Origin of the sequence: Pseudomonas sp. CVAP#3, assembly GCF_018986375.1 — a bacterium.
Lineage (GTDB): Bacteria > Pseudomonadota > Gammaproteobacteria > Pseudomonadales > Pseudomonadaceae > Aquipseudomonas > Aquipseudomonas helvetica.
In genome coordinates this window covers 465,531-490,301 of sequence record NZ_JAHMSC010000002.1, presented here as the reverse complement: position 1 = coordinate 490,301, position 24,771 = coordinate 465,531, and the positions used below count along the sequence as shown (strand labels likewise).

Genomic DNA, 24,771 nt, shown 5'->3' with positions numbered 1-24,771 from the left:
GACCTTGTGGTGAGGGGGCTTGCCCCCGTTGGCCGGTCCGCGTTCGGGCGAAGCAGTCGTAAAACTGCCGAATGCGGTGTGTCTGGAGAAATGCATTGGCAGGTTTTGGGGTCGCTTCGCGGCCCAACGGGAGCAAGCTCCCTCGCCACAAGGTCAGTGCAAGCTCGAGTTACCGTTGAGTGTCAGTAAAAGACCTGAGATCAAACCGGGGTCGGCAGCCACAACCGGAACCGCGCCCCGCCCAGCGGCGAGGTTTCGGCTGTCAGTGTGCCGGCCTGGGCTTCCAGGGCCCGACGGCTGATCGCCAGCCCCAGGCCAAACCCGCCCGTGGCGCGGTCGCGGCTGCGGTCCAGGCGATAGAAAGGCTCGAAGATCCGCTCGCGTTCGTCTTCCGGAATGCCGATGCCGTCATCGTCGACCCAGATTTCACACCCTTTTGCGCAGACCTGCACGCCGATCTGAATCCGTTTTTCGCAGTAGCGCATGGCGTTGCGCAGCAGGTTCTGGATCGCTCGGGCGGTCAGGCGCGGGTCGAGGCTGAAGCGTTCGAGTTGGCCATGCAGCAACACGTCGATGACGATGTCCGGCGACTCCAGTTCTTCATCGACACTGCCCAGAATGCTGTCGATGAACTCATCCAGCGACACGTCCACCTGCTCCGGCACCCGTGCCGGATTCTGCAGACGGCTGTAGGAAAGCAATTCCAGCACCAGCCCATCCAGTTCACGAATGTGTGCAACCAACCCCTGCAAACGCTCGCGGCTGGCGGCCGGCAAGTCGTCGGACAATGCCAGTGCCAGGCCAAAGTCCAGTCGGGTCAACGGCGTGCGCAATTCGTGAGACACCGCATTGAGCAAGTCACGTTGCTGATTCAGGAGGTTTTCGATATCGCCGGCCATGGTGTCGAAAACGTTGGCCAGGCTGCCGATGTTCGAACTCGGCGGGATCTGTGTGCGCTCGCTCAAATGGCCCTTGCCGAAGCGCTCGGCGGTATTTTTCAGACGCTCCAGATCGCGCCAGTGCGGTCGCAGCCAGATCAGCAGGCAAGCCAGCAGCGCAGCGCCGATCAGTACGTTGATGCTCCAGTACAACAAATTGACGTCCAGCGGATCCGGCGGCACCACCAGTTTCACCGACAGTTGCTGATCCAGCGGTGACACCGCCAGCGTGCGCCAGCCCCAGTCGCCTATGCGGATGACGTTTTCACCGCGCTCCAGACGCTCACGTTCGTAGGGTGTGAAATCCGCGTCGTCATTACGCACCAGTGCCACGTGCAACGGGCTGAAGTCCTGATCCAGCTGCGCCGCCAGGTGGGTCCATTGCTCGGTCGGCACTCCGTGAAACTGTTTGCTGATCAGCTTCTGCAAGCCTCGGGAGTGATCAAGGTTGTAGTTCACGAATCGCTCGTGAAAAACCTTGATCACCAGATCCGGGATGAAATAAATCGCCGCGCTAAAGGTGACGATGGTGATCAGGTAGAGGCGGATCAGAATGCGCAGCATGTTCAGCATTCCCACTCGGAGCGGCTGAACAGATAGCCCTTGCCCCACACGGTTTTGATCTTGCGCGCTTCGCCGGCGTGGTCGTCGAATTTGCGCCGCAGCTTGGAAATCGCCACGTCCACCGAGCGGTCGGTGCCGTTGAATTCAATGCCGCGCAGGCGTTGCAGGATCTGGTCGCGGCTGAGCACTTCACCGGCGTGGCGAGCCAGTACTACCAACAGGTTGTATTCGCCGCTGGACAGTTCGACCAACTGCTCGCGCCAGGTCACAGTGCGCTCCGACAGATCGATGCAGAGATTGCCCATGAGGATTCGGTCGCTGGCGGTCTGCGGCTCGTTCAGGCTGCTGCGCCGCAGCAAAGTCCGCACCCGCGCCAGCAGCACGCGCGGCTCGCAAGGCTTGGTGACGTAATCGTCAGCGCCCATCTCCAGGCCCAGCACCTGGTCATGACTATCGTCGCGGGCGGTCAGCATCAGAATCGGCAGAGCCGCCGAATCGGCGCGCAGCAAGCGACAGACCTGCAAACCATCGAGGCCCGGCAACATCAGGTCGAGGATCACCAGATCCGGCGGATCGACCCGCGCCCGTTCGCGCACATGGTCGCCACGGCTGATCACACTGACCTGATAGCCATTGCGTTCAAGGTAGCTGGCAATCAATTCAGAGAGTGCGGAATCGTCTTCGACCAGGAGGATGTTGGGCATGGGTGTTTCCAGGGAATGCAATGGTGACCAGTGGATCGCTATCGCGGGCAAGCCTTGCTCCTACGGACAGGGGGCGTTCGCAAATATTGCGTCCGGCTCGATACCTGTAGGAGCAAGGCTTGCCCGCGATCGACTGCGAAGCAGGCGCCAAGGATATACGCCCTCGCACAGGCATGAGTAAAACCCTTACACAATTTCACACAGCACCTACAAAGCTTCACCGCTACGCTCGTCCCCTCCCCGTAGGATGCCGGGGTCATTATTGGGGTATTTACATGTCAAAGAACCTGTTTGCGAAGCTCGGCCTGATTGCCTTGGCAATGACGCTGAGTGCGTGCGACAAGTCCTCCACTGCCGAAGAAACAGCGCCGCTGGCCACGGTCCGGATCGAAACCATCGAAGCCCGGCCACTGTCGATCAGCAGCGAGCTGAGTGGGCGGATCGCCGCGCCGCGTATCGCCGAAGTCCGCGCCCGGGTGGCCGGCGTGGTCCTGCAACGGACCTTCCGCGAAGGCAGCGACGTCAAACAGGGCGACGTGCTGTTTCGCATCGATCCGGCACCGTTCAAGGCTGATCTGGACAGCGCCCAGGCGGCGCTGCGCAAAGCCGAGGCCAATGCCTTTCAGGCGCGCTTGCAAGAGCAGCGTTATGCACAGTTGATCGAAGGCAACGCCATCAGCGGCCAGGATTACGACAACGCCCGCGCCGCCGTCCGGCAGACCGCCGCCGATGTCGCGGCCAATCAGGCCGCTGTGCAGCGGGCGAAACTGAACCTCGGTTACGCCACTGTCACCGCTCCGATTTCCGGGCGGGTTGGCCGTGCGCTGGTCACCGAAGGCGCGCTGGTCGGGCAGAACGAAAGCACGCCATTGGCACTGATCCAGCAACTGGACCCGATCCACGCCGACCTGACCCAGTCGACCCGTGAACTCAACGAGTTGCGCCGGGCGTTTCGTGCCGGGCAACTGCAACAGGTCGGCCAGGATCAGGCCAAAGCCACGCTGATTCAGGACGACGGCAGTCTCTACCCATTGCCCGGTAAGCTGCTGTTCGCCGACATCAGTGTCGACCCGGGCACTGGCCAGATCATTCTGCGCAGCGAGTTCCCCAACCCGGACCTCGACCTGCTGCCGGGCAGTTTCATCCGCGTGCGCCTGGAGCAAGCGGTGAATCAGCACGGCATCAGCGTGCCGCAACGGGCGATCCTGCGTGACAGCGCCGGTATTGCTCAGGTGCTGTTGCTCGACGCCGACGCCCGTGTCAGCCAGCAACCGGTGCAGCTCGGCCAGGTGCAGAAGGATCGCTGGATCGTCACCGGCGGCCTCAAGCCCGGCGACCGCATTGTCATCGAAGGCCTGCAGCACGCCCGTCCCGGCGAGAAAGTAGAAATCGACGACGCCCCTCTTCCCCTTGCCCAGGTCACCGGGCAGTAGGCAGGACGCAGACTTTATGCCGCAATTCTTTATCGACCGCCCGGTGTTCGCCTGGGTGGTCGCACTGTTTATCCTGTTGGCCGGCGCGCTGGCTATCCCGCAGCTGCCCGTCGCGCAGTACCCCAATGTTGCACCGCCGAAGGTCGAGATCTATGCGGTGTACCCGGGCGCCTCGGCGCAAACCATCGACGAAAGCGTGGTCAGTCTGATCGAGGGCGAGCTCAACGGCGCCGACCACCTGCTGTATTTCGAATCCCAGAGCAGCCTTGGCACCGCGACCATCACCGCCACCTTCCAGCCCGGCACCGATCCGGAAATGGCCCAGGTTGATGTGCAAAACCGGCTCAAGGTGATCGAATCACGCCTGCCGCAAGCGGTGACCCAACAAGGTTTGCAGGTCGAGAAAGTCTCGGCCGGTTTCCTGCTGCTGATCACCCTCACCTCCAGCGACGGCAAGCTCAATGACGTGGCGCTCAGCGATTACCTGGCGCGCAACGTGATGAACGAGATCAAGCGTCTGGACGGCGTCGGCAAGGCTCAGCTGTATGGCGCCGAGCGAGCCATGCGGATCTGGATCGACCCGCAGAAACTGATCGGTTTCAACCTGACCCCGGCCGACGTCAATGCCGCGATTGTCGCGCAGAACGCCCAGGTCTCGGCCGGCAGCATCGGCGACTTGCCGGCTCGCACCACCCAGGAAATCACCGCCACCGTGCTGGTGAAAGGTCAGTTGTCGACCCCCGAAGAGTTCGCCGACATTGTGCTGCGGGCCAATCCCGACGGTTCCAGCGTGCGCGTAGGCGACGTGGCGCGGGTCGAAATCGGCAGTCAGGAATACCAGTTCTCCACCCGCCTCAACGGCAAGCCGTCGACAGCGGTCAGCGTGCAGCTGTCGCCCGGCGCCAACGCCTTGAGCACTGCAACGCTGGTGCGCGAGAAGATGGACGAGCTGGCGCGCTACTTCCCGGCCGGCGTCGAATACAAGATTCCATACGACACCTCGCCGTTCGTCAAAGTCTCGATCACCAAAGTGGTTTACACCCTCGGCGAGGCGATGCTGCTGGTGTTCGCGGTGATGTTCCTGTTCCTGCAGAACATCCGCTATACGCTGATCCCGACGTTGGTGGTGCCCGTGGCGTTGATGGGCACCTTTGGCGTCATGCTGGCATTGGGTTTCTCGATCAACGTACTGACCATGTTCGGCATGGTGCTGGCGATTGGCATTCTGGTCGACGACGCTATCGTCGTGGTCGAGAACGTCGAGCGGATCATGGTCAACGAAGGCCTGTCGCCCAAAGAAGCAACGCGCAAGGCGATGAGCCAGATCACCGGGGCGATCATCGGCATCACCCTGGTGCTGGTGGCGGTGTTCATCCCGATGGCGTTCATGCCGGGCTCGGTCGGGGTGATCTACCAGCAGTTCTCGCTGTCGATGGCGACGTCGATTCTGTTTTCGGCGTTCCTCGCCCTGACACTCACCCCGGCACTCTGCGCCACGCTGCTGAAACCGATCGCCAAAGGTGAACATCATGCCAAGGGCGGTTTCTTCGGCTGGTTCAACCAGCGCTTCGAGCAGATGACCGAGGGTTATCAGCGCTGGGTGGTTTATGCGCTGAAACGCAGTGGTCGTTATCTGCTGGTCTACGGGGTGTTGTTGATCGGCCTGGTTTTTTGCTTCAGTCGCTTGCCGTCTTCGTTCCTGCCGGTCGAAGACCAGGGTTACACCATCACCGACATTCAACTGCCACCGGGCGCCAGCAAGAACCGTACGGTGCAGGTGGTCGAGCAGATCGAAGCGCACAACGCCACTGAACCCGGTGTCGGCGACAGCACAGTGATTCTCGGCTTCAGCTTCTCCGGCAGCGGCCAGAACGCGGCCCTGGCGTTTACCACGCTCAAGGATTGGTCGGAGCGAGGCAGCGATGACTCGGCGGCCTCGATTGCCAATCGCGCCAACATTGCCCTGAGCCAGATCAAGGACGCCGTGGCCTTCTCGGTGCTGCCGCCTCCGGTTGACGGTCTCGGTACGTCGAGCGGTTTCGAGTTCCGCCTGCAAGACCGCGGAGGCCTGGGTCATGCGGCGCTGATGCAAGCGCGCAGTGCCTTGCTGGCGGCTGCCGAGAAAAGCCCGATCCTGATGAACGTGCGCGAAAGTGCCCTGGCGGAAGCACCGCAAGTGCAACTGGAGGTCGACCGCAAACAGGCCAATGCCTTGGGCGTTTCCTTCGCCGATATCGGCAACGTGCTGTCCACCGCCGTCGGTTCGGCGTACATCAACGACTTCCCCAATCAGGGGCGGATGCAGCGGGTGGTGGTTCAGGCTGAAGGCGATCAACGCAGTCAGGTCGACGACTTGCTGAAGATCCACGTACGCAACAACGCCGAAAAAATGGTGCCGTTGTCGGCATTCGTCCAGGCCACATGGACCCAGGGCCCGGCGCAGCTGACGCGCTACAACGGTTACCCGGCCATCAGCATTTCCGGTGAGCCGGCACCCGGTCACAGCACCGGCGAAGCGATGGCGGAAATCGAGCGTCTGGTCGCCCAAGGCCCGGCGGGACTGGGTCAGGAATGGACCGGTCTGTCATTGCAGGAGCGCTTGTCCGGCAGCCAGGCACCGATGCTGCTCGGCTTGTCGTTGCTGATCGTGTTCCTGTGCCTGGCGGCGTTGTACGAGAGCTGGTCGATCCCGACCTCGGTGCTGCTGGTGGTGCCGCTGGGCGTGCTCGGCGCGGTGCTGGCGGTGACCTTGCGCGGAATGCCCAACGACGTGTTCTTCAAGGTCGGGCTGATCACCATCATCGGGCTGTCGGCGAAAAACGCGATCCTGATCATCGAGTTCGCCAAGAGCCTGTACGACGAAGGCCATGACCTGATCGAGGCCACGGTGCAAGCCGCACGCTTGCGTCTGCGGCCGATCATCATGACCTCGCTGGCGTTCATTCTTGGCGTGGTGCCGCTGGCGATTGCCACCGGCGCCAGCTCGGCGAGTCAGCAGGCGATCGGCACTGGCGTGATCGGCGGAATGATCACCGCGACGTTGGCGGTGGTGTTTGTGCCAGTGTTTTTTGTGGTGGTGATGAAGTTGGTCAGGAAACGCCAAGCTAAACCCTGAACCAGACACAACCTTGTGGCGAGGGAGCTTGCTCCCGCTCGGCCGCGCAGCGGTCGTAAACCAGTCTATGAGTTTTATCTGACGGATAGCGGCTGCTGATATTGGGACCGCTTCGCGGTCCAGCGGGAGCAAGCTCCCTCGCCACAATGGACCGCGCTGCGCTATGGTGGTTAAAACCTGTCCTATCGAGTGACCATGCCACACCTCCTGCGTACCCACCCTCGACTGACCGCCGCCGCCCTGCTGGGGGTAGCGGTCGGCCTCCTGGCTCCGGCCAGTTCGATCATCAGCAAAATCCTTATTGGCTGGAATGCCGGAGTCTGGACCTATCTGGTACTGATGCTCTGGCTCACCATCCGCGCGCGGGCCGATGATGTAAAACGCATCGCCGAAGTCGAAGATGAAAACGCCGGCATAGTACTGCTCATCGTCTGTATCGCGGCGATTGCCAGCCTCGCCACTATCACCCTGGAACTGGCCGGCAGCAAAGACCTGGAGACCAGCCGACGGCTATTGCACTACGGCTTCACCGGGATGACGGTGATCGGTTCGTGGTTGTTGGTCGGGGTGATCTTCAGCGTGCATTACGCCCGGCTGTTCTACACCTGGGATGGCAAGGAGCCGGCGCTGCGCTTTGCCGAAGGCTTGAAAAACCCCAACTATTGGGACTTCCTGTATTTCTCGTTCACCATCGGCGTGGCCGTGCAAACCGCCGATGTCGGGGTGGCCACACGCAGTTTGCGCAAGATCGTGCTGGCCCAGTCACTGATCGGTTTTCTGTTCAATACGGCCATCCTTGGCTTTTCGATCAATATTGCCGCGGGATTGTTCAGTTGATGAAAACTGCGCACTGCACTATTGAGCGCGTTGGGCGCGACCAATGACAGCGTTTTCATCAGCCCAAGCAGACTTCCCCCCCCCCAGCAAAGTCAAAGTATAGAAAACAGAGAGAGGTGTTAACCTCTCTCTGCTGTCTTGACCTGCATTGATTAAAGTGTTTACACCTCGTTGCAATACATGCCACCGCTCAACAGCCTAACTTCACGCACGAACATCTCCGACGAAACGGGCTGACCATTAACCCGCACGACATACCAGATTTTTATAACGCCATTGAGCATTCCTGACTCAAGGGGCGGCTGAATGGGTTTTATTTTAGTTGAATAGGGTTGAATGTTCAGCGTAAACACTTTCCCCGCTTCACTGCCGGTGATCGTGTAAGTCCCAAAGAACTGAGTGCCCTCAATGATCTCAAAGCCAAGACGATCATACGTACCGACTGAATGCACTTCGACAACGGAACCCTTTGGCATATAGGTGACATCGACAGGAACGGTCACCGTTAATTGAAGGTCTGCACCTGTACCGGTAAGACTGCGGCAGTTAATGATCTCCTTGCTGACACCATTATCAATAATTGTATAAGTGGGTGCCGATGGAGGCGAAAATTCGACTGCGGCTGCTGCATCAACGGTCACCACAGTTCTTTCCGAGCGAAACACATTCTTGCTTCCACCCCATTGAATAGTCCAAAAAGCATTGTGGTTGCCGGGACCTGCCTGTTCGATAACAAGCCAAGGCATTTCGTATGTAAGTTCTATCTCGGTACCAGTCAAAGGCAACGTGTAGATCAGATTTCCAGCGAACCAAAGTCCAACAGTCTCATTGCCTAGAACCACCCAAGGGTCACCAGGATTTTTCATCGGTGTCCGGATAGTGACCGGTTTGCCATGGTCCTCGCTCGTTATATGATTCAGTGTCCCGGAAGCCCCTCGAAGTTCGACATTGACCATCTGCGGGTTTATCAAGTCCGGTAGATTCGGGCTTTTTGGGCCGGCTTCCATAAAGTCAATATCAAACGTTAGCGTGGGGGACTGACGCGGCAATTCACTATCTCGTTTGAATTGATAGGACAGGTGTGCCTCATACAGTGTTTCATGATCAATAGGCAATTGCCTGATGACCAAGTAGCTGAGTGCGAACACCAAGGGACCTGGCCCCTCACCCACTGCCTGTTCTGCCACTGCAACATCATCAAGGTACAACAAGATCCGGTCCGTTGGGAGTGAGTGTTCTGGACGAGGAACGTAGCATCTCGGCGTTGGCTGAACCTTTTCTAAATCAAGCACGCCATCGAGCCCCAGTACCGGCAACGTGGGCGCTTGCAGCACTGGTTCAGGTCGACGCTTCACATCCAGGTAAGTGTGCAACGAAACCTTGCTGGCATTACCTACACTATCGGTAATAGAGTAAGCCACATAAAGGGGGCGGTCTGCACCCAGATATCCTTTGAACGTTTCAACAGGGATATTTACCAGCCCACTGTAATTCAAATACCCGGAAAACACTTCATTGGGGAGCGGAGAATCGGCGCCCGGCACAGTGTCAGAGATAGAAACCCGGATAAAATCACTCATCAAATAAAAAGGATAGCCGGTGTCTACTTCAAGTTCCAAGTGTGAATTATCTTCCAACCATCGTTCGTCGATGACCTGGTCAGGTGGCACATTTAGAAAGGCAGGCCTCACGGGCCGAATGTAGCCACCGTTATATTTACTTTGGTAAGGGGCATTGCGATCGATCCAATTGTCGAGTTCTTTTGAAGGGATATCGTTACCGGTATCGCCTGAAGTGACGATCAATTTCACTCTATAGTGAGTTGAGGCATTAGCCACATCATTATCAAGCAGTTCGGCACTCGGCAGAGCAAAATATTGAGGGTACCCTGCTGCAGTCGCTGGCAAATCCTGTTGAGGCCCTACATAAACAATGGACGGAAATGGCTTTCTCGGGTCAATCAAGTGTAATTCAGCAGTATCACCGGCATGATATTCATTCAGCGCCACCAACTTAACCACTACGTCCGACTGATCCAGAAGTACTTTAGGTAACAGTCCATTTTCGATCAGTCCATCAATCACTGGAGCCGGGTGCGGTTCCACCGAACCTGGAAATGGTTGGTGAAGATTCGGTGGTGCCTTTTCTTTAGCGGTCATTTCATTTTCTCCATAACAATTGAATTGATGCACGTCCGAACAGGACTTACTGGCGATCGCTCTTCAATAACAGGAAGTGACCCATTAGCCCTTTCAATAAATTAAACACCCGAACCCCGATACCGACTACTGTCAGATATGACAGGTTTAACGACCGCCGGTCGGTTTGCGTTTCACCGAGGTTTGCGACTGCACAAAAAACTCCATAAAAAAAGCCGCACTTCTATCGAAACGCGGCTTTCAAGAGTTAATCGCCCGTTACCACCTGAACTGCACACCCACCGTTCCGTCAATCAGCATCTCGATGTTATTGCCGTTCATATACCCGACCTCGGCGTGTGCGCTCCAACGATTTGTAAGCTTCATGGCAACCCCCGTTGCCACTTCAAAGCGCGACCCGGAAAGGTCATGATTGAACGCAGTGTCGTTGACCTTGTACTCATTGCTTCTGGAAAACTCATGGGCCAATGCTGCACGGACATAAGGCTGCAGCGTGCCACCGTTGGCCATCGGAATGTCACGACCTGCGGTCATCCCAGCCTTACCCACGAATGACCAGGTCCGGTCGCCCTTGGCGTGCATACCGTTGTCCAGGTCATAATCCTGGCCCTGAATGTAGGCGCTCGACCACCGAGTGAAGGGCTCGATGAAATAACCATCGTCGAGTTTGATATTCCGACCGAACTCCACGGAGCCGCTCACACCGGTGTTGCCATAATCACCCTTGGACTTCGTACCATCACTCATCGCCACGTAGGCCTTGTTCTCGAAGCGGTTGAGCTTGACGGTGCCATCGACGTAGTACCCGCTCACGTCATCCAGCCAGGTCAGGTAGCTGCCCACATAGTAGCTGTCGACGGTGCCCGAGGTGCCGTGGCTCAAAGCGATGTCCGACTTGCTATAGCCAGCCATCACGCCCAGCAACCATTGGCCGTCGCCAATCGGTGTATCGACACCCAACGCAAAACCTTGCTGCGTTTGCCGATAGCTATTGCCGTAGTCCCCTTCGACGTTGTACTTGCTGCCAAAGGCTCGGCTCCAGGCCCCCGACTTGCCGGTGTTGAAGCGCACCTCGCCCATGCGAGTGCGCAACGAGGCGTCTTCGGCTAACAGCACAGTGAGCGGCGCCTCAAACAAGGCACTGACGACCTGAGTGGAGGGGCTGACGCTGCGCTTGCTTGGATCGAGGAACCAGTATTTGCCAGCCGCATCCTGACTCAGCCCATAGGAATACGTACCCAGATCGACCGCGCCATCGGCATTGGCCAACTTGAACTGAGCATCGCCGTCTTGTATGCGCACCACGATGATGCGCTGACCACTGGCCGGATCGACGCCACTGCTGGTGATCAACAGTTGATGGTTGCCGGTAGCGGTATCGGTGACGTTCAGCAGATCGGTCTCACCCGTGGTGAAGTGGGTGCGCATGATAAACAGGCCGTCGCCCGACAGATGGGTGACGTCCAGTTGCTTGTAGTCATTGCCATTATCGGCACCAAACCTGACAGTGCCCTCTGTGTGCAGGTCACCGACCTGGCTCTTGCCGGTCATGGTCCATACAGATTGATGATCGATGCCGAGTGTGGCGACGTTCTCCAGGCGCCCGGTCAATAGAGAACCTTGCTGCAACTGAACATTCGCCGTACTACCCGACTCGGCGATCACGTCACCGGTCAGCGAGCCTTGATTGAAGTTCAGGTTCGCGGTGCTGTTGCCGGCCACCTGAACATTACCGTTCAATGCGCTACTGCCAACATTCATGTTGACCAGAGCCTGTCCCGTCACCTCCAGAATGGTGCCGTTACCCCCCTTGAGAGTGGAACCGTTGAGAATATCGATCTGCGTCGGGGCACTGTCCTTGCCGGCGTAATCGACAAGGATCGCCGAATCCGATCCACCGACCACACTCGAGTTGTCCAGAGCCACTGTATTAGGTTGAGAAACAACATTGGAATCCAGCCCGAGGAGCAAGCCATTCTGGCCGCCGATAATATGGCTGCCATTGCTGGCAGTGACGCTGCCATTGGTCAATCGAAGCCCGTAACTGCTGGCGCCAGTGCCTTGCAGCGTGGAATTCGAAAGCTTCAGCGTGCTGAGGCCGGTGACCCACGCCCCGCCCGTTTCGCCAGTGATCGTGCTGCCGCTCACCGTTGCTGTAGAGCCGATGTCGCCGCCCGCATTGCGGGCGATGCGCATACCCAATTCGTTACTGTTGATCGTGCTGTCAGTAATGGTTGCGACGCTGTCGATCAGTGTGACACCCGTATTGCCGTCAGCAGCGTTGACCGTCGTATTGACCAGATTGACCGTCGAGCCCTGGCGGGCCGAAATTTGTTGTGTCGTGCCTGCATTGACATTGAGCGTCGACTTTGTTGCGTCTATAGCAAAAGTCGACATACCGTCGACCGTTAACTCGGCGCCGCTGTAAAGCTCCCAATCCCGGGTCACCCCTGGCGCGCTGATTGTAAGGCTGGTGCCGTCCAGGCGCTGGGCGCTGGCATCGGGCGCGATCATCGACATAAGGGCCAGTGATGACATATTGAGCCCTATGACAACCGGGCTCAGGTTAAATAGTTGCGTTAACGACATAGTGAGGTATCCAGGTAATTATCTTTCCTTGAAGGAAAGATCCAGTAATTAGACAAGGGAGCTCTCGTCCCGGAATGCGCGGGAGACTACGTGCGTAAACGATTCGCGTATGTAGGACTTTTCATCAGTTCAATCAGACTTTTCCCTCTAGCAAGTCAGAACATAAAAAGCAGAGAGAGGTGCTGGCCTCTCTCTTTTTTTCCGGTCAGCTTTGATTGATGTGCTTATCTATCTTCACAATATACGCGAGAAGCCAAAAACCTTGCTTCACGCAAGAACACAAGTGACGGCGTGGATGTACCCTCAACCGGCGTTGTGTACCAGCAGCTGAAAGAACCATTATCTTGTCCAGACTCGAAGCTCGGCTGAATCGGTTTCAGCTTGTCCAAATAGGTTCGGACATACACTACAAACTTGTCATCGACCTCATTGCCCTGAATCGTGTACTGCTCTGAGAACTCGGTACCAAGGATGACCTCATGGCCCTCCCGATCTTTTGTGCCAACGGAGTGCACCGTAACAACCGTGTCTTTCGGCATCCAGAGCTTGTTGATAGGGATAGTCACTGCCAGCCGCTGATATAGGTCTTTACCCGACGCGCCCGGTGGCGCACTGTTTTTGACACTATTACAGTTAATGACATGTTTTTCGACGCCATTGTCCATGACCGGGGAGGTTTCTGCGGACGGAGCTGCAAAAACTACGACAGCCGCATCAACGGTAACTTTAGTGATTTCCGAAGTCAGAACATTGGCACTGCCTGCCACCTCAATAGTCCACCAGGCATCCTTGATACCAGTGCCTTCACTATCAATATCGCTCGGCGCTATATCATGCGTAAGTTCTGTCTCGGTACTGGTTAATGGCAACGTATAAACATTTTTTCCGTTGTACCAGAGCCGAGCAGTTTCATTGGCCATTATCTGAAAGAGGGGGTCGGTCATCAATGTTTTGATGGTGACATTTTCCTTACGATCCTCACTGGTTATATGATTTAACTTTCCAGACCCCCCTCTAACCTCGACATTTAGCATCTTCGGATTGGTCAAGTTCGGGTAGTCGGGGTGCGGCACACCGGCTATCGACCCATCAAAATCAAACGGGAAGTCAGGTGACGGAATCGGAGTATCAATCCCTCGTTTCAGGTCGTAAGAGAGTTTCGTCGAAATCACTTGATCACGATGGCCTGCCAGCTGTTTCAACTCCAGATAGGTGAGCAAGAACCGCATCGGGTTGGGCTCATCGCCTACCGTTTTCTCCGCCACTGGAATAGTGCCATCCAGAAGCAGCCGAATCTTGTCTCCAGGGAGGGCGTGGTCAGGATGTTTTACGTAAACATAAATTTTGAATTGAAGCGTTTTTAGATCAAGCACCCCATTTTTGCCGACGATCGGCATATCGAGTTCATGCAATACCGGCTTCACTTGCAATTCAACCGGAATGGAGACATGAAATGAAACCTTACTTTCGTTGCCCGCCCTGTCCGTAATTAAGATATTCACATAAATGGTGCCATCCTTCGAAACTTTATCTGCAAATTTATCAAGCGGGATATCCACCCGTCCATCAGCAGTTAAAACGTCGAAAAATACCAGATCAGCAAGCGGAGGGTCTTCCCCGGGCTCGGTGTTGGAGATCGCGACCGAATAACGATCAGTTACAGAGTAAAACGGATATTCGGTGTCAATTATTAATTTCAGAGGCAATTTCTTCGCTAGCCATGCTTCGTCAATGACAGCGGGCTCATCAATAATGGCAACCCTGGGAGGTCGAACGTAGCTAGCGTCAATCTTGCTCTGGTAAGGCGCGTAGAGATCGATGCTGAAATGGAGTTCATCTGTAAACAGATCATTAGCGCTGGAGCCATCGAAGATTTCCAACTTCACGTAGTAACGAGTTACCGGATCAAGCGGTTCATCGTCAAGCAGGTGAATTTTCGGCAGAGGCAAGTTGACAGGGTACTCTGCTTCGGTGGCTGGCAAGTTAATATAACCCCCAACATAAATCGGGGCCTCAGTTCCATTTTTATACAAGTATACTTTGGCCTTATCACCCGCATGGTAGTCTTTCAGTTTCTCTACCTTAATCGCCAGGTCTTTTTCCAGAAGTTTGCTAGGCAGTAGTCCATCATCAAATATCCCTTCAATCGTTGGAGCCGGGTGCGGATCCTCCGTATTTGGCAAACTGAAAAAGCGGCTCTTGTCACGAGCCTTCTCAGCAATTTGTTGGTTAGTCAGTTCCGGTGTCAGCTTTTCATTAGCAGTCATTTCACGTTCTCCATCACAGTTGAATTGATGCGCGTCCGAACAGGTGTTGTTGGGGACCGTTCTTCAATAACAGGAGGTGACCTGTTATGCCTGCAAGAAATTAAACGCCCTATCCCCAACACCGGCTACTGTCAGATCTGACAGGTCTGATGACCGCCTGTCGGTTTAATCCGACTTTTCCCACAACTTCCTTCGCCGATGAACTTGACGTTCACGCGCGCTTGGTGTTTTCTGAAACCGGTTTCAGCAGCAGCCACCACAACTCAAACAACAAGGCTTCATACCGTGACTACGTTTTCCGCCGCCCAGCGCGGCCGCGTCACCATGCTCGATGTTGCCGAGCACGCCAGGGTCTCGAAGGCCAGCGTGTCGCGTTTTATTGGCGAAGACCGGGCCTTGCTGTCCGAGGCCACTGCCAAGCGCATTGAGCAAGCGATCAGCGAATTGGGCTATCGCCCGAACCAGATGGCTCGCGGTTTGAAGCGCGGGCGTACCCGTCTGATCGGCATGCTGGTGGCCGATATCCGTAACCCCTATTCGATTGCCGTGATGCATGGCGTGGAAACCGCTTGCCGTCAGCACGGCTACAGCCTGGTGGTGTGCAACACCGACCGCGACGATGAGCAGGAACGCCAGCATCTGGCGGCGTTGCGCTCGTACAACATCGAAGGCTTGATCGTGAACACCCTCGGCCATCACCTCGATGAGCTGCGCGAGTTGCACCGAGAACTGCCGATGGTGCTGGTGGATCGCAAGGTCGATCTGCTGGACAGCGACCTGGTCGGACTGGACAACCCGGCGGCGGTTGAGATGGCCCTGGATCATCTTGAAGCTCGCGGCTATCGCGACATTGTGTTGGTCAGCGAACCCTTCGACGGCACCAGCTCGCGGGTTGAGCGGGTGAACAGCTTCAACGCGCAGATCGATCGGCGCAGTCTGCTGAGCGGTGCGGTGGTTGAGACCGGCAGCGAGCTGAACGCACAGCTGAAATCCTTCCTGGCTACACCCGGCCCCGGTCCGAAAGCACTGTTTTGCGCCAACGGTATTGCCGCGTTGGCCGGCACCCGCGCCTTGCGCGAGTTGGGTTGCAGGCTGTTTGAAGACATCGGCTTGATCGCCCTCGACGACCTCGACTGGTACCCGTTGGTGGGCAGCGGTATTACCGCCCTCGCCCAGCCGACGGCGGAGATTGGCGCGAGCGCGTTCGAGTGTTTGCTCAAGCGCTTGCGCGGTGATGACGGGCCGGCGCGAACGCTGGATTTTGCGGCGCGGTTGATTGAGCGCGGGTCTACTCGGCTGCGCTGAGACCTTGTGGCGAGGGAGCTTGCTCCCGCTGGGTCGCGAAGCGGCCCTAAACGGCTGACTGCGTTGCATCAGGCATAACCCATGTGCTGGTTTACGGCTGCTCCGCCCGAACGCGGACCGGCCGACGGGAGCAAGCTCCCTCGCCACAGGTTGTGAATGACAGCAAAAAAATTTGAACAAAAATGAAACCGGTTTCAGAGGTGCAAAACAATGAATAAATCACCCGTTTCCATCAGTCTTTCCAGCTACGGCGCCGAGCTGGTTCGCCAGCGTGGGCAGTTGAGTTTTGTCGAGTTGCTGGCCGCTGCAGGCGCTGATCGCATTGAGCTGCGTGAAGAACTGCTTACCCATGAAGTCGCTGCCGACGTGGCATTGACCATCGAACAAAGCGGCTTGGGCTGTGTGTATTCCTCGCCACTGGAACTGTGGCTGGCCGGTCAGTCGAAACCCAATCCGGAACTGGCAGACACCTTGAGCCGAGCACAGGCGTTTGGCGCCAAGTGGCTGAAAGTCTCGCTGGGTTTCTTCACCGACACTCACTCTCTACCGGCGCTGGCCCGGTGTCTGGCCCAAAGCCCGGTGCAGTTGCTGGTGGAAAACGACCAGACCCTGCACGGCGGACGCATCGAGCCGTTCCAACGGTTTTTCAACGCGATTGAAGCGCATGCGCTGCCGGTGCAGATGACCTTCGATATCGGCAACTGGCAATGGCAGGACCAATCCGCCGCCAGCGCCGCGCGCCTGCTGGGCCGGCATGTCGGCTATGTGCATTGCAAAGCGGTCCGTCGCCGTGCCGACGGCAAGCTGGTCGCCATACCGCCCTCGCTTGATGATTTGCACGAATGGGAACAGCACCTGCAGCACATGCCCCAAGGGGTGATGCGAGCGGTGGAATATCCGTTGCAAGGCGCAGACCTGGTGCAGTTGACCGCCGAGCATGTCGCCACCCTCGCCCGCCTGGGTCAAGCACGGCTGGAGAGCGCACATGTCTGAGATCGATATTCTGTCGTTTGGCGAAACCATGGCGATGTTTGTTGCCGAACAGAGCGGTGATCTGGCCGACGTTGCACAGTTCCACAAACGCATCGCCGGCGCCGACAGTAATGTCGCGATTGGCCTGTCGCGACTGGGGTTCAAGGTGTCCTGGCTGAGCCGGGTCGGTGCGGATTCGCTGGGCCGGTTTGTGGTCGACAGCCTGGAACAGGAAGGTCTGGATTGTCGCTTCGTCGAGACCGACCACGCGCACCCGACCGGTTTCCAGCTCAAGTCGCGTGCCGACGATGGCCGCGATCCTCACGTCGAATACTTCCGCCGGGGTTCGGCGGCCAGTCTTCTGTCCGTGCAGTCGATCGTGCCTGAACTGCTTGAAGCCCGACATCTGCACGCCACCGGCATTGTCCCGGCGCTGTCCGGGTCGGCACGCCAGATGTCTTTCGAATTGATGACGCGCATGCGCGAGGCCGGGCGCAGCGTCTCCTTCGACCCCAACCTGCGCCCGACGCTGTGGGACAGCGAACAGCAGATGATCGGCGAAATCAATCGCCTCGCCGCCTTGGCCCATTGGGTGCTGCCGGGCCTGAGCGAGGGACGTTTGCTCAGCGGTTTCGATGATCCGGCCGACATTGCGGCGTTTTATCTGGATCAGGGCGCCGAGGGGGTGGTGATCAAACTCGGCCCTGACGGCGCCTATTACCGCACCCAACACGATCAGGGTTTTGTACCCGGTGTGCCCGTGACTAACGTCGTGGACACGGTGGGTGCCGGCGATGGTTTTGCGGTCGGGATGATCAGCGCCCTGCTGGAGAACCTCAGTGTCCCGGACGCCGTACAGCGCGCCAACTGGATTGGTAGCCGCGCGGTGCAGAGTCGAGGGGATATGGAGGGTTTGCCCAAGCGCAGTGAATTGCTCCAAGGACTCACCCATCGTACCCACGCAGAGCGTGGGAACGAGATCAATCGTTACTGATTTTTTGAACCGTTACCTGTTGCGACAAAAACAACAAGCTCAGGAGCACTACCATGCAAACGCTGAACCTCGCCACCCGCCGCTGGTGGTACATCATGCCGATCGTGTTTATCACCTACAGTCTGGCGTACCTGGACCGCGCCAACTACGGTTTTGCCGCCGCCTCCGGGATGGCCGCCGACCTGATGATCACGCCGGGACTGTCCTCGCTGCTCGGTGCGCTGTTCTTTCTCGGGTACTTTTTCTTCCAGGTGCCGGGGGCGATTTACGCGCAAAAGCACAGCGTGAAGAAATTGATTTTCGTCAGCCTGATCCTCTGGGGTGGCCTGGCCACGTTGACCGGGATTGTCTCTAACGCCTACATGCTGGTCGCCATCCGCTTCCTGCTGGGGGTGGTCGAAGCCGCCGTGATGCCGGCGATGCTGGTTTACCTGTGCCACTGGTTCACCCGCGCCGAACGCTCGCGGGCCAATACCTTTCTGATCCTCGGCAACCCGGTGACCATGCTCTGGATGTCGGTGGTGTCGGGGTATCTGGTGCAGCATTTCAGCTGGCGCTGGATGTTTATCGTCGAAGGGTTGCCGGCGGTGCTCTGGGCATTTATCTGGTGGCGCCTGGCCGATGATCGTCCTGCCGACGCCAAATGGCTGAGCAACCGGGAGAAGCAAGACCTGCAAAGCGCCCTTGCCGCCGAACAGGTCGGGATCAAAGCGGTGAAGAATTACGCCGAAGCGTTCCGCTCCCCCAAAGTGATCATCCTGGCCTTGCAGTTTTTCTGCTGGAGCATCGGCGTCTACGGGTTTGTGCTGTGGCTGCCGTCGATCCTCAAACACGGTGCGCAGATGAACATGATCGAAGCCGGCTGGCTGTCGGCGCTGCCGTATCTGGCAGCGGTGATTGCGATGCTTGGGGTGTCCTGGGGTTCGGACCGGATTCAGCGGCGCAAACGGTTTGTCTGGCCGCCGTTGTTAATTGCCTCCATCGCGTTTTACGCCTCCTATGCCCTTGGCGCCGAACACTTCTGGTGGTCCTACGCGCTGCTGGTGATTGCTGGCGCCTGCATGTACGCCCCTTACGGGCCATTCTTTGCCATCGTCCCGGAGATCCTGCCAGCCAACGTCGCCGGCGGTGCCATGGCGCTGATCAACAGCATGGGCGCCCTCGGCTCGTTCGGCGGGTCGTATCTGGTCGGCTATTTGAATAGTTCCACCGGCTCGCCCGGCGCCTCTTACCTGTTGATGAGCGCGGCCTTGATGCTCTCGGTAGTGCTGACGATTTTCCTCAAGCCCGACGCCAGCGACCGGGCCCACCCCTCGCGTGCAACGGCCCGGCCCGTAGCGGCACATTCCTGAATTGAACAAGAGACTGATCGGATGAAAAAGCAGGTCGTGCTGTACAAAAAACTCTCTGCGCCACTCATGGCTCGCTTGCACGAACAGACCGAGGTGACGCTGATCGACAGCCTTGACGCCGAGGGCCTGAAACGGTTGCGCGAAGCGCTGCCCACGGCTCACGGTCTGCTGGGCGCCAGCCTGAAGCTGGACGCCGAACTGCTCGACCTGGCGCCAAGTTTGAAGGCCATTGCCAGCGTCTCGGTCGGCGTCGACAACTACGACATCGACTACCTGAACCGCCGACAGATCCTGCTCAGCAATACCCCGGACGTGTTGACCGAAACCACCGCCGACACCGGTTTCGCGCTGATTCTGGCGACGGCCCGGCGTGTGCTCGAGTTGGCCAATCTGGTGCGCGCCGGACAATGGAACCGCAACATCGGCCCGGCGCATTTCGGCACCGATGTACATGGCAAGACCTTGGGCATTATCGGCATGGGCCGCATCGGCGAGGCATTGGCCCAGCGTGGGCATTTCGGTTTCGGGATGCCAATTCTCTATCACAGCCACAGCGCCAAACCTGCAGTGGAACAGCGTTTCGACGCACAGTACCGCAGCCTTCCAGCGCTGCTGCAACAGGCAGATTTTATCTGCCTGACATTACCGCTGACCGCTGAAACCGAAGGATTGATCGGCGCCGAACAGTTTGCGCTGATGCGCCCGGAGAGCATTTTTATCAATATCTCCCGAGGCAAAGTGGTCGATGAAACGGCGTTGATCGAAGCGTTGCGCCAAGGGCAGATTCGTGCGGCGGGGCTGGATGTTTTCGAGCGTGAACCGCTGGCCTACGACTCGCCGTTGTTGCAGTTGAACAACGTGGTGGCGACCCCGCACATCGGCTCTGCGACCCACGAAACCCGCGAAGCCATGGCCCGGTGTGCCGTCGACAACCTGCTGGCGGCACTGGCCGGTGAGCGCCCGGCGAATCTGGTGAATGGCCAGGTATGGGAGACGCGCTAGCAGATCAAAAGATCGCAGCCTGCGGCAGCTCCTACGGAATCGTTATGTACGCGCTTGACGTAGGAGCTGCCGCAGGCTGCGATCTTTTGATTCATTGGTTAACGGTGGGCTTTCAGCAGCTCCGTTGCACAGCGCACGATTCGGCGGCAGGCTTCGGCCAGCCGCTGTTGGTCGAGCACCAGGCCAATGCGGATATGCCCCGCCGCACTGGGCCCGAACGCCTCACCGGCGAGCACCGACACGGCATAGCCTTCCAGCAGTTTCTCGGCGAACGCCTGCGCACCGACCCCGGTCTGGCGCACATCGACCATCACGAACATCCCGCCATCCGGAATGACCGGATTAATGCCCGGGCAATCGCTCAATCGCGCGCACACCAGATCACGCCGCGCACGGTACTCGTTGCGCATCAGCGCAAGCTCCGGCAAGTCAGCCTCCAGTGCCACACGCGCTGCGTTCTGCACGAAGTCGGGAATGCCAAAGAGCATGCACAGCGAAAGGTTCTCCAGGTGTTCAGCCAAGCGTTTCGGACCGATCACCCAACCGACCCGCCAGCCAGTCATGGCGTGGGATTTCGACAGACTGTTCACGGTCGCCGTGCGTTCGGCCATCCCCGGCAGGCTGGCCGGACTGATGTGCTCGCCTTCATACAACAGCTCGCTGTAGACCTCGTCGCTGATCAGCCACAGGTCATGCTTGACGCACAAACGCGCCAACGCCTGCCAGATCGCCAGCGACAGGCTTGCCCCCGAAGGATTGTTCGGACTGTTGAGCAGAATGGCGCGCGTCCTGGGAGTGATTCGTGCGGCGATGTCCGTCGGGTCAACGCGAAATCCGTTTTCCGGCCGCACAGCGATGGGTACCACCTTCGCCCCGCAGGCACCGAACACGCCTTCATAGGTCACGTACATCGGTTCGGCGACCAGTACTTCGTCACCCGGGTCGAGCAGGCATTGCACCACCGAATACACCGCACACTGCGCGCCCGGCAGCACCAGCACATGATCGGCATCGACCACCTGACCGCTGCGCCGGGCGTGACGACGGGCGATGCTGGTGCGCAGCGACCGCGTGCCGCGCACCTCCGAATAATGCGTATCACCGGCCAACAAGCTGTCGATGGCGGCCTGGACGATCGGTTTCGGCGTATCGAAATCCGGGTCGCCGACCGACAGCAGCAGGACATCGACGCCCTGCTCGCGCAACTCCAGCGCTCGGTAGTGAATCTGCCAGGCATCGGCTCCGTCGCCGGCGATTCGTTGGGTCAAGGCTGAATAGCGCATGTGCTTCTCCTGTCGCGCGAACTCCACATTCAACCCTATCTCAAATCACGAAACGCGCCACCATGGCATTCAAATCAACTGCCAGGCGCGACAACTCATGGCTGGCGGCGCTGGTCTGGTTGGCCCCTGCAGCCGATTGCGTGGCCAGATCGCGGATGTTCACCAGGTTGCGGTCCACTTCGCGCGACACCTGCGCCTGTTCTTCCGAGGCGCTGGCGATCACCAGGTTGCGCTCGTTGATCTGGTGGATCGACTGGGTGATTTGCTCCAGCGCCACGCCGGCTGCACGGGCCAACTCCAACGTTGTGTGCGTGCGCTGATTGCTTTGCTGCATGGAGTCGACCGCTTCGCCGGTGCCGTTTTGAATCCCGGCGACCATTTTTTCGATTTCCTGGGTCGATTGCGCAGTGCGATGCGCCAAGGCGCGGACCTCGTCTGCCACCACCGCAAAACCGCGTCCGGCTTCACCGGCACGCGCCGCTTCGATGGCAGCGTTAAGTGCCAGCAGGTTGGTCTGCTCGGCAATCGCCCGAATCACATCCAGCACCTTGCCGATATCGCGGCCCTGAGTGGCCAGACCTTCAATCATCAGCGAGGTGCTTTGTACGTCATGGGTCATGGTCTGAATGGCGTTGACGGTTTCTACCACGCGGTCGCGACCTTCACGGGCGGCCTGGGTCGATTGATTCGATGCTTCGGAGGTGGACACCGCGTTGCGTGCGACCTCTTCCACGGCGGCGGTCATTTCATTGACGGCGGTCGCGGCCTGTTCGATTTCGTTGTTTTGCTGTTGCAGACCGCGCGACGCTTCCTCGGTCACGGCGCTGAGCTCTTCTGCGGCAGCGCCCAGCTGATTCGCGGAACCGGCGATCTGTTCGATGGTTTTGCGCAAGTTGGCCTGCATGGTCGACAAGGCAGCAAGCAAACGCGCCGGTTCGTCCTTGCCATCGACTTCGATAGGCTTGGTGAGGTTACCGCCAGCAATCGACTCAGCGGCGGCGACCGCGCGGTTCAGTGGTGTAACGATGCTGCGGGTCAGCAGCCAGGCCAGCAACACCGTCACCAATGCGGCAAACACCGAAACCGCGATGATGCCGTTGGTAGCGAAAGAATATTGGTCGCCCGCTACAGCATCGGCCTCGGTTGCGCCCGCCTTGTTAATGTCGATCAGCTTGTTCAACTGCACACCCATCAGATCGGTACCGTCCTTGATCCGCGTATTGATCAGGTTGCGCAGGTCATCGATTTTGTTCTGCCGCGACAGCTCCATCATCTGGCTTTGGGCTTGCAGATAACTGTCCAGGGTAGCGGCAAAGGTTTTAGTCAGCGCCGTTTCTTCCGGGCCTGCTGGCAAGGCCTCATAGCCTTTCTGAGCTTGTCTGACTTTGTTGACCAGCTCATTGATGCGGGTTTCTGCTTCCTGCAGCCCGGCGGCCTCGCGATTGACCAGCACGCGAAACGACAGAATGCGCAAGCGCAGGACGTTCTCGGTGATGTTCCCAAGGAAGGCTACGCTGGGTAGCTGATTGCTTTCCATGTCGATGGAGGCCTGGCGGATGATCGACATGCGGTTCACGGCAAAGACGCCGAGCACGATCACCAGCAACGCAATGAAAGCAAAACCCAGGAACGCTCGAGGCGCGATATTCATATTACGTATGGACATAGGATGACTCTCGGGTGGTGAAGTCTTCGAGCATCCATGCAGTGAACGCTGGCAGGCTGGGGATCGTTCCCCGCATGCAGGTAGGCGACTTTGATTTGAGGGGGTGTGTGCGCCTATACCCTGTATCGGCAGGGCTTTAGGTTTTATGGAGGGTTGAGCGAAATATATTTCTGGACAGGACAAGTGTTTCACCCTTGAAACACTTGCTCTACCTGTGGCGAGGGAGCTTGCTCCCGCTGGGGCGCGAAGCGCCCCTTATAGGGCCGAACATTTCGTAACAGACGTATTGTGATGAAGGGCAATTACGGCGGCTTCGCCACCGAGCGGGAGCAAGCTCCCTCGCCACAATGGGCAGTGGTCAGCCCTTGCGAACCGCGATGCGCCAGACGCGGGCGATGTCCCGGGCGCGATCATGCAGCAGGCGCGGAGCGTCGGCGCAGGCTTGCTCCAGCGTCATCGGCCCGGACGCGAGGGCGAAGGCCGCGTCCACGCCATGTTCGTACATCTGCTGGTAGCCCTCGCCGAGCGTGCCGGCAATCACGATCACCGGCACACCCTGCTGTCGGGCGATACGCGCCACGCCAAACGGGGTTTTGCCGCGCAAGGTCTGGGCATCGAAGCGGCCCTCGCCGGTGATCACCAGGTCCGCACCACGTACCGCCTCGTCCAGGCCGACCAGATCGGCAACCACTTCTACACCGGCGCGAAATTGCGCGCCAAGAAACGCCTTGGCCGCAAAACCCAGACCGCCCGCGGCGCCACTGCCCGGTTCGTCACGCAGATCTTTTCCCAGCGCTTGAGCGCAGATCCCGGCGAAATGCCCAAGGGCCTGATCCAGTTGTTGAACCTGCTCGAGCGATGCACCTTTCTGTGGACCGAATATCGCTGAGGCACCATGAGGACCGCACAGTGGATTGTTGACGTCGGCGGCGATCTCGAAGCGCACGCTGGCCAGACGCGGGTCCATTTCACTCAGGTCGATCCGTGCCAGTTGCGCCAACGCCAGGCCACCCGGTTTCAATGTTTGCCCCTGGGCATCGAGCAGTCGTACGCCTAGTGCTTGCAACGCACCGGCACCTGCGTCGTTGGTCGCACTGCCGCCAATGGCCAGGATGATCCGCTGCGCCCCTGCATCGAGCGCCGCGCGGATCAATTCGCCCGTGCCAAAAGTGCTGCTGGTACACGCATCGCGCAGGCCCACCGGCACCAACTGCAAACCGCTGGCCTCGGCCATTTCGATAATTGCAGTGTGATTGTGGGGCAACCAGCCCCAGTGCGCGTCGACCTGTATGCCGAGCGGCCCCTGCACGCTGGCGCTGCGCAGCTCACCTTCGCAGGCAGCGAGAATCGACTCGACCGTGCCTTCGCCGCCGTCAGCCATCGGGCACTTGACCAGCGTCGCGTCCGGCCAGACCTCGGCCAGGCCCAGCGCAATGGCAGTGGCCACGGCTTCGGCACTCAGACTGTCCTTGAACGAATCGGGGGCGATGACGATTTTCATGTGAATTCTCCAGTTCCAATGGAGCCCATGCTGCCAGTTGATATGAACAATAACGCCGGTCCGTTGCACAAACGGCCATGAGGATTATTG

General features: G+C 58.4%; 16 protein-coding genes. 8 read left to right on the top strand and 8 right to left on the bottom strand.

Going from position 1 to position 24,771, the window contains the following annotated elements; all coding sequences use genetic code 11:
• Window positions 1-200 precede the first annotated feature (200 nt).
• Together KRR23_RS06010 and KRR23_RS06005 are read right to left on the bottom strand one after the other, a co-directional pair.
• Window positions 201-1,502, bottom strand: a complete 1,302-nt coding sequence (locus tag KRR23_RS06010; protein WP_216741746.1) for an ATP-binding protein — start codon at window positions 1,500-1,502, stop codon at window positions 201-203.
• 2 nt (window positions 1,503-1,504) lie between these two features.
• Window positions 1,505-2,206: a response regulator transcription factor gene (locus KRR23_RS06005; RefSeq protein WP_054597698.1), complete on the bottom strand. Its 702-nt coding sequence runs from the start codon at window positions 2,204-2,206 to the stop codon at window positions 1,505-1,507.
• A gap of 275 nt (window positions 2,207-2,481) precedes the next feature.
• Here KRR23_RS06005 and KRR23_RS06000 point away from each other — a divergent pair, with 275 nt between their 5' ends.
• The 3 genes from KRR23_RS06000 (at window position 2,482) to KRR23_RS05990 (ending at window position 7,591) form a co-directional block, all read left to right on the top strand.
• Complete coding sequence (locus KRR23_RS06000) at window positions 2,482-3,639, top strand: efflux RND transporter periplasmic adaptor subunit (RefSeq protein WP_216741745.1); 1,158 nt, start codon at window positions 2,482-2,484, stop codon at window positions 3,637-3,639.
• A gap of 16 nt (window positions 3,640-3,655) precedes the next feature.
• Window positions 3,656-6,754 carry an efflux RND transporter permease subunit gene (locus KRR23_RS05995; RefSeq protein ID WP_216741744.1) on the top strand — a complete coding sequence of 1,033 codons (3,099 nt, stop codon included), beginning with the start codon at window positions 3,656-3,658 and terminating at the stop codon, window positions 6,752-6,754.
• 195 nt (window positions 6,755-6,949) lie between these two features.
• A complete protein-coding gene (locus tag KRR23_RS05990; protein WP_216741743.1) occupies window positions 6,950-7,591 on the top strand; it encodes a DUF1345 domain-containing protein in 642 nt (213 codons plus the stop codon).
• A gap of 161 nt (window positions 7,592-7,752) precedes the next feature.
• Here KRR23_RS05990 and KRR23_RS05985 read toward each other — a convergent pair whose 3' ends face one another.
• The 3 genes from KRR23_RS05985 to KRR23_RS05975 form a co-directional block, all read right to left on the bottom strand.
• Window positions 7,753-9,750 (bottom strand): hypothetical protein, encoded by a 1,998-nt coding sequence (locus KRR23_RS05985; RefSeq protein WP_216741742.1) that lies wholly within the window; start codon window positions 9,748-9,750, stop codon window positions 7,753-7,755.
• Between the two features lie 258 nt (window positions 9,751-10,008).
• A complete protein-coding gene (locus tag KRR23_RS05980) occupies window positions 10,009-12,288 on the bottom strand; it encodes an autotransporter outer membrane beta-barrel domain-containing protein (protein ID WP_253911938.1) in 2,280 nt (759 codons plus the stop codon).
• 275 nt (window positions 12,289-12,563) lie between these two features.
• Window positions 12,564-14,606, bottom strand: coding sequence for a hypothetical protein (locus KRR23_RS05975; RefSeq protein ID WP_216741740.1), 2,043 nt, complete (start codon window positions 14,604-14,606; stop codon window positions 12,564-12,566).
• Between the two features lie 285 nt (window positions 14,607-14,891).
• Between KRR23_RS05975 and KRR23_RS05970 the strand changes: the two genes are divergently transcribed.
• The 5 genes from KRR23_RS05970 to KRR23_RS05950 all read left to right on the top strand — a co-directional run bounded on the left by KRR23_RS05970 (window position 14,892) and on the right by KRR23_RS05950 (window position 20,231).
• Window positions 14,892-15,911, top strand: a complete 1,020-nt coding sequence (locus KRR23_RS05970) for a LacI family DNA-binding transcriptional regulator (RefSeq protein ID WP_367880643.1) — start codon at window positions 14,892-14,894, stop codon at window positions 15,909-15,911.
• Window positions 15,912-16,121: 210 nt separating this feature from the next.
• The gene (locus tag KRR23_RS05965) at window positions 16,122-16,904 is read left to right on the top strand and encodes a sugar phosphate isomerase/epimerase (RefSeq protein WP_216741739.1); all 783 of its coding nucleotides are present in this window, start codon (window positions 16,122-16,124) and stop codon (window positions 16,902-16,904) included.
• Complete coding sequence (locus KRR23_RS05960) at window positions 16,897-17,877, top strand: sugar kinase (protein ID WP_216741738.1); 981 nt, start codon at window positions 16,897-16,899, stop codon at window positions 17,875-17,877. Before KRR23_RS05965 ends, KRR23_RS05960 begins: the two co-directional genes overlap by 8 nt.
• A gap of 53 nt (window positions 17,878-17,930) precedes the next feature.
• Entirely contained in the window at window positions 17,931-19,229 is a 1,299-nt protein-coding gene (locus tag KRR23_RS05955; protein ID WP_216741737.1) for an MFS transporter, read from the top strand.
• A 21-nt stretch (window positions 19,230-19,250) separates the two neighbouring features.
• Window positions 19,251-20,231 (top strand): NAD(P)-dependent oxidoreductase, encoded by a 981-nt coding sequence (locus KRR23_RS05950; protein WP_216741736.1) that lies wholly within the window; start codon window positions 19,251-19,253, stop codon window positions 20,229-20,231.
• A 98-nt stretch (window positions 20,232-20,329) separates the two neighbouring features.
• On the opposite strand, the gene KRR23_RS05945 is transcribed toward KRR23_RS05950, so the two are convergent.
• The 3 genes from KRR23_RS05945 to KRR23_RS05935 all read right to left on the bottom strand — a co-directional run bounded on the left by KRR23_RS05945 (window position 20,330) and on the right by KRR23_RS05935 (window position 24,681).
• Window positions 20,330-21,514 (bottom strand): pyridoxal phosphate-dependent aminotransferase, encoded by a 1,185-nt coding sequence (locus tag KRR23_RS05945; RefSeq protein WP_216741735.1) that lies wholly within the window; start codon window positions 21,512-21,514, stop codon window positions 20,330-20,332.
• Window positions 21,515-21,554: 40 nt separating this feature from the next.
• Entirely contained in the window at window positions 21,555-23,180 is a 1,626-nt protein-coding gene (locus tag KRR23_RS05940; protein ID WP_216741734.1) for a methyl-accepting chemotaxis protein, read from the bottom strand.
• A 358-nt stretch (window positions 23,181-23,538) separates the two neighbouring features.
• Complete coding sequence (locus KRR23_RS05935; protein WP_216741733.1) at window positions 23,539-24,681, bottom strand: glycerate kinase; 1,143 nt, start codon at window positions 24,679-24,681, stop codon at window positions 23,539-23,541.
• Window positions 24,682-24,771: the final 90 nt, after the last annotated feature.

Coding starts and splice junctions, on each gene's coding strand:
- KRR23_RS05975 (WP_216741740.1), bottom strand. CDS start 14,606: ATGACTGCTAATGAAAAGCTGACACCGGAACTGACTAACCAACAAATT.
- KRR23_RS05965 (WP_216741739.1), top strand. CDS start 16,122: ATGAATAAATCACCCGTTTCCATCAGTCTTTCCAGCTACGGCGCCGAG.
- KRR23_RS05955 (WP_216741737.1), top strand. CDS start 17,931: ATGCAAACGCTGAACCTCGCCACCCGCCGCTGGTGGTACATCATGCCG.
- KRR23_RS06005 (WP_054597698.1), bottom strand. CDS start 2,206: ATGCCCAACATCCTCCTGGTCGAAGACGATTCCGCACTCTCTGAATTG.
- KRR23_RS06000 (WP_216741745.1), top strand. CDS start 2,482: ATGTCAAAGAACCTGTTTGCGAAGCTCGGCCTGATTGCCTTGGCAATG.
- KRR23_RS05945 (WP_216741735.1), bottom strand. CDS start 21,514: ATGCGCTATTCAGCCTTGACCCAACGAATCGCCGGCGACGGAGCCGAT.
- KRR23_RS06010 (WP_216741746.1), bottom strand. CDS start 1,502: ATGCTGCGCATTCTGATCCGCCTCTACCTGATCACCATCGTCACCTTT.
- KRR23_RS05995 (WP_216741744.1), top strand. CDS start 3,656: ATGCCGCAATTCTTTATCGACCGCCCGGTGTTCGCCTGGGTGGTCGCA.
- KRR23_RS05960 (WP_216741738.1), top strand. CDS start 16,897: ATGTCTGAGATCGATATTCTGTCGTTTGGCGAAACCATGGCGATGTTT.
- KRR23_RS05935 (WP_216741733.1), bottom strand. CDS start 24,681: ATGAAAATCGTCATCGCCCCCGATTCGTTCAAGGACAGTCTGAGTGCC.
- KRR23_RS05980 (WP_253911938.1), bottom strand. CDS start 12,288: ATGTCATCACTGGCCCTTATGTCGATGATCGCGCCCGATGCCAGCGCC.
- KRR23_RS05950 (WP_216741736.1), top strand. CDS start 19,251: ATGAAAAAGCAGGTCGTGCTGTACAAAAAACTCTCTGCGCCACTCATG.
- KRR23_RS05985 (WP_216741742.1), bottom strand. CDS start 9,750: ATGACCGCTAAAGAAAAGGCACCACCGAATCTTCACCAACCATTTCCA.
- KRR23_RS05990 (WP_216741743.1), top strand. CDS start 6,950: ATGCCACACCTCCTGCGTACCCACCCTCGACTGACCGCCGCCGCCCTG.
- KRR23_RS05940 (WP_216741734.1), bottom strand. CDS start 23,180: ATGTCCATACGTAATATGAATATCGCGCCTCGAGCGTTCCTGGGTTTT.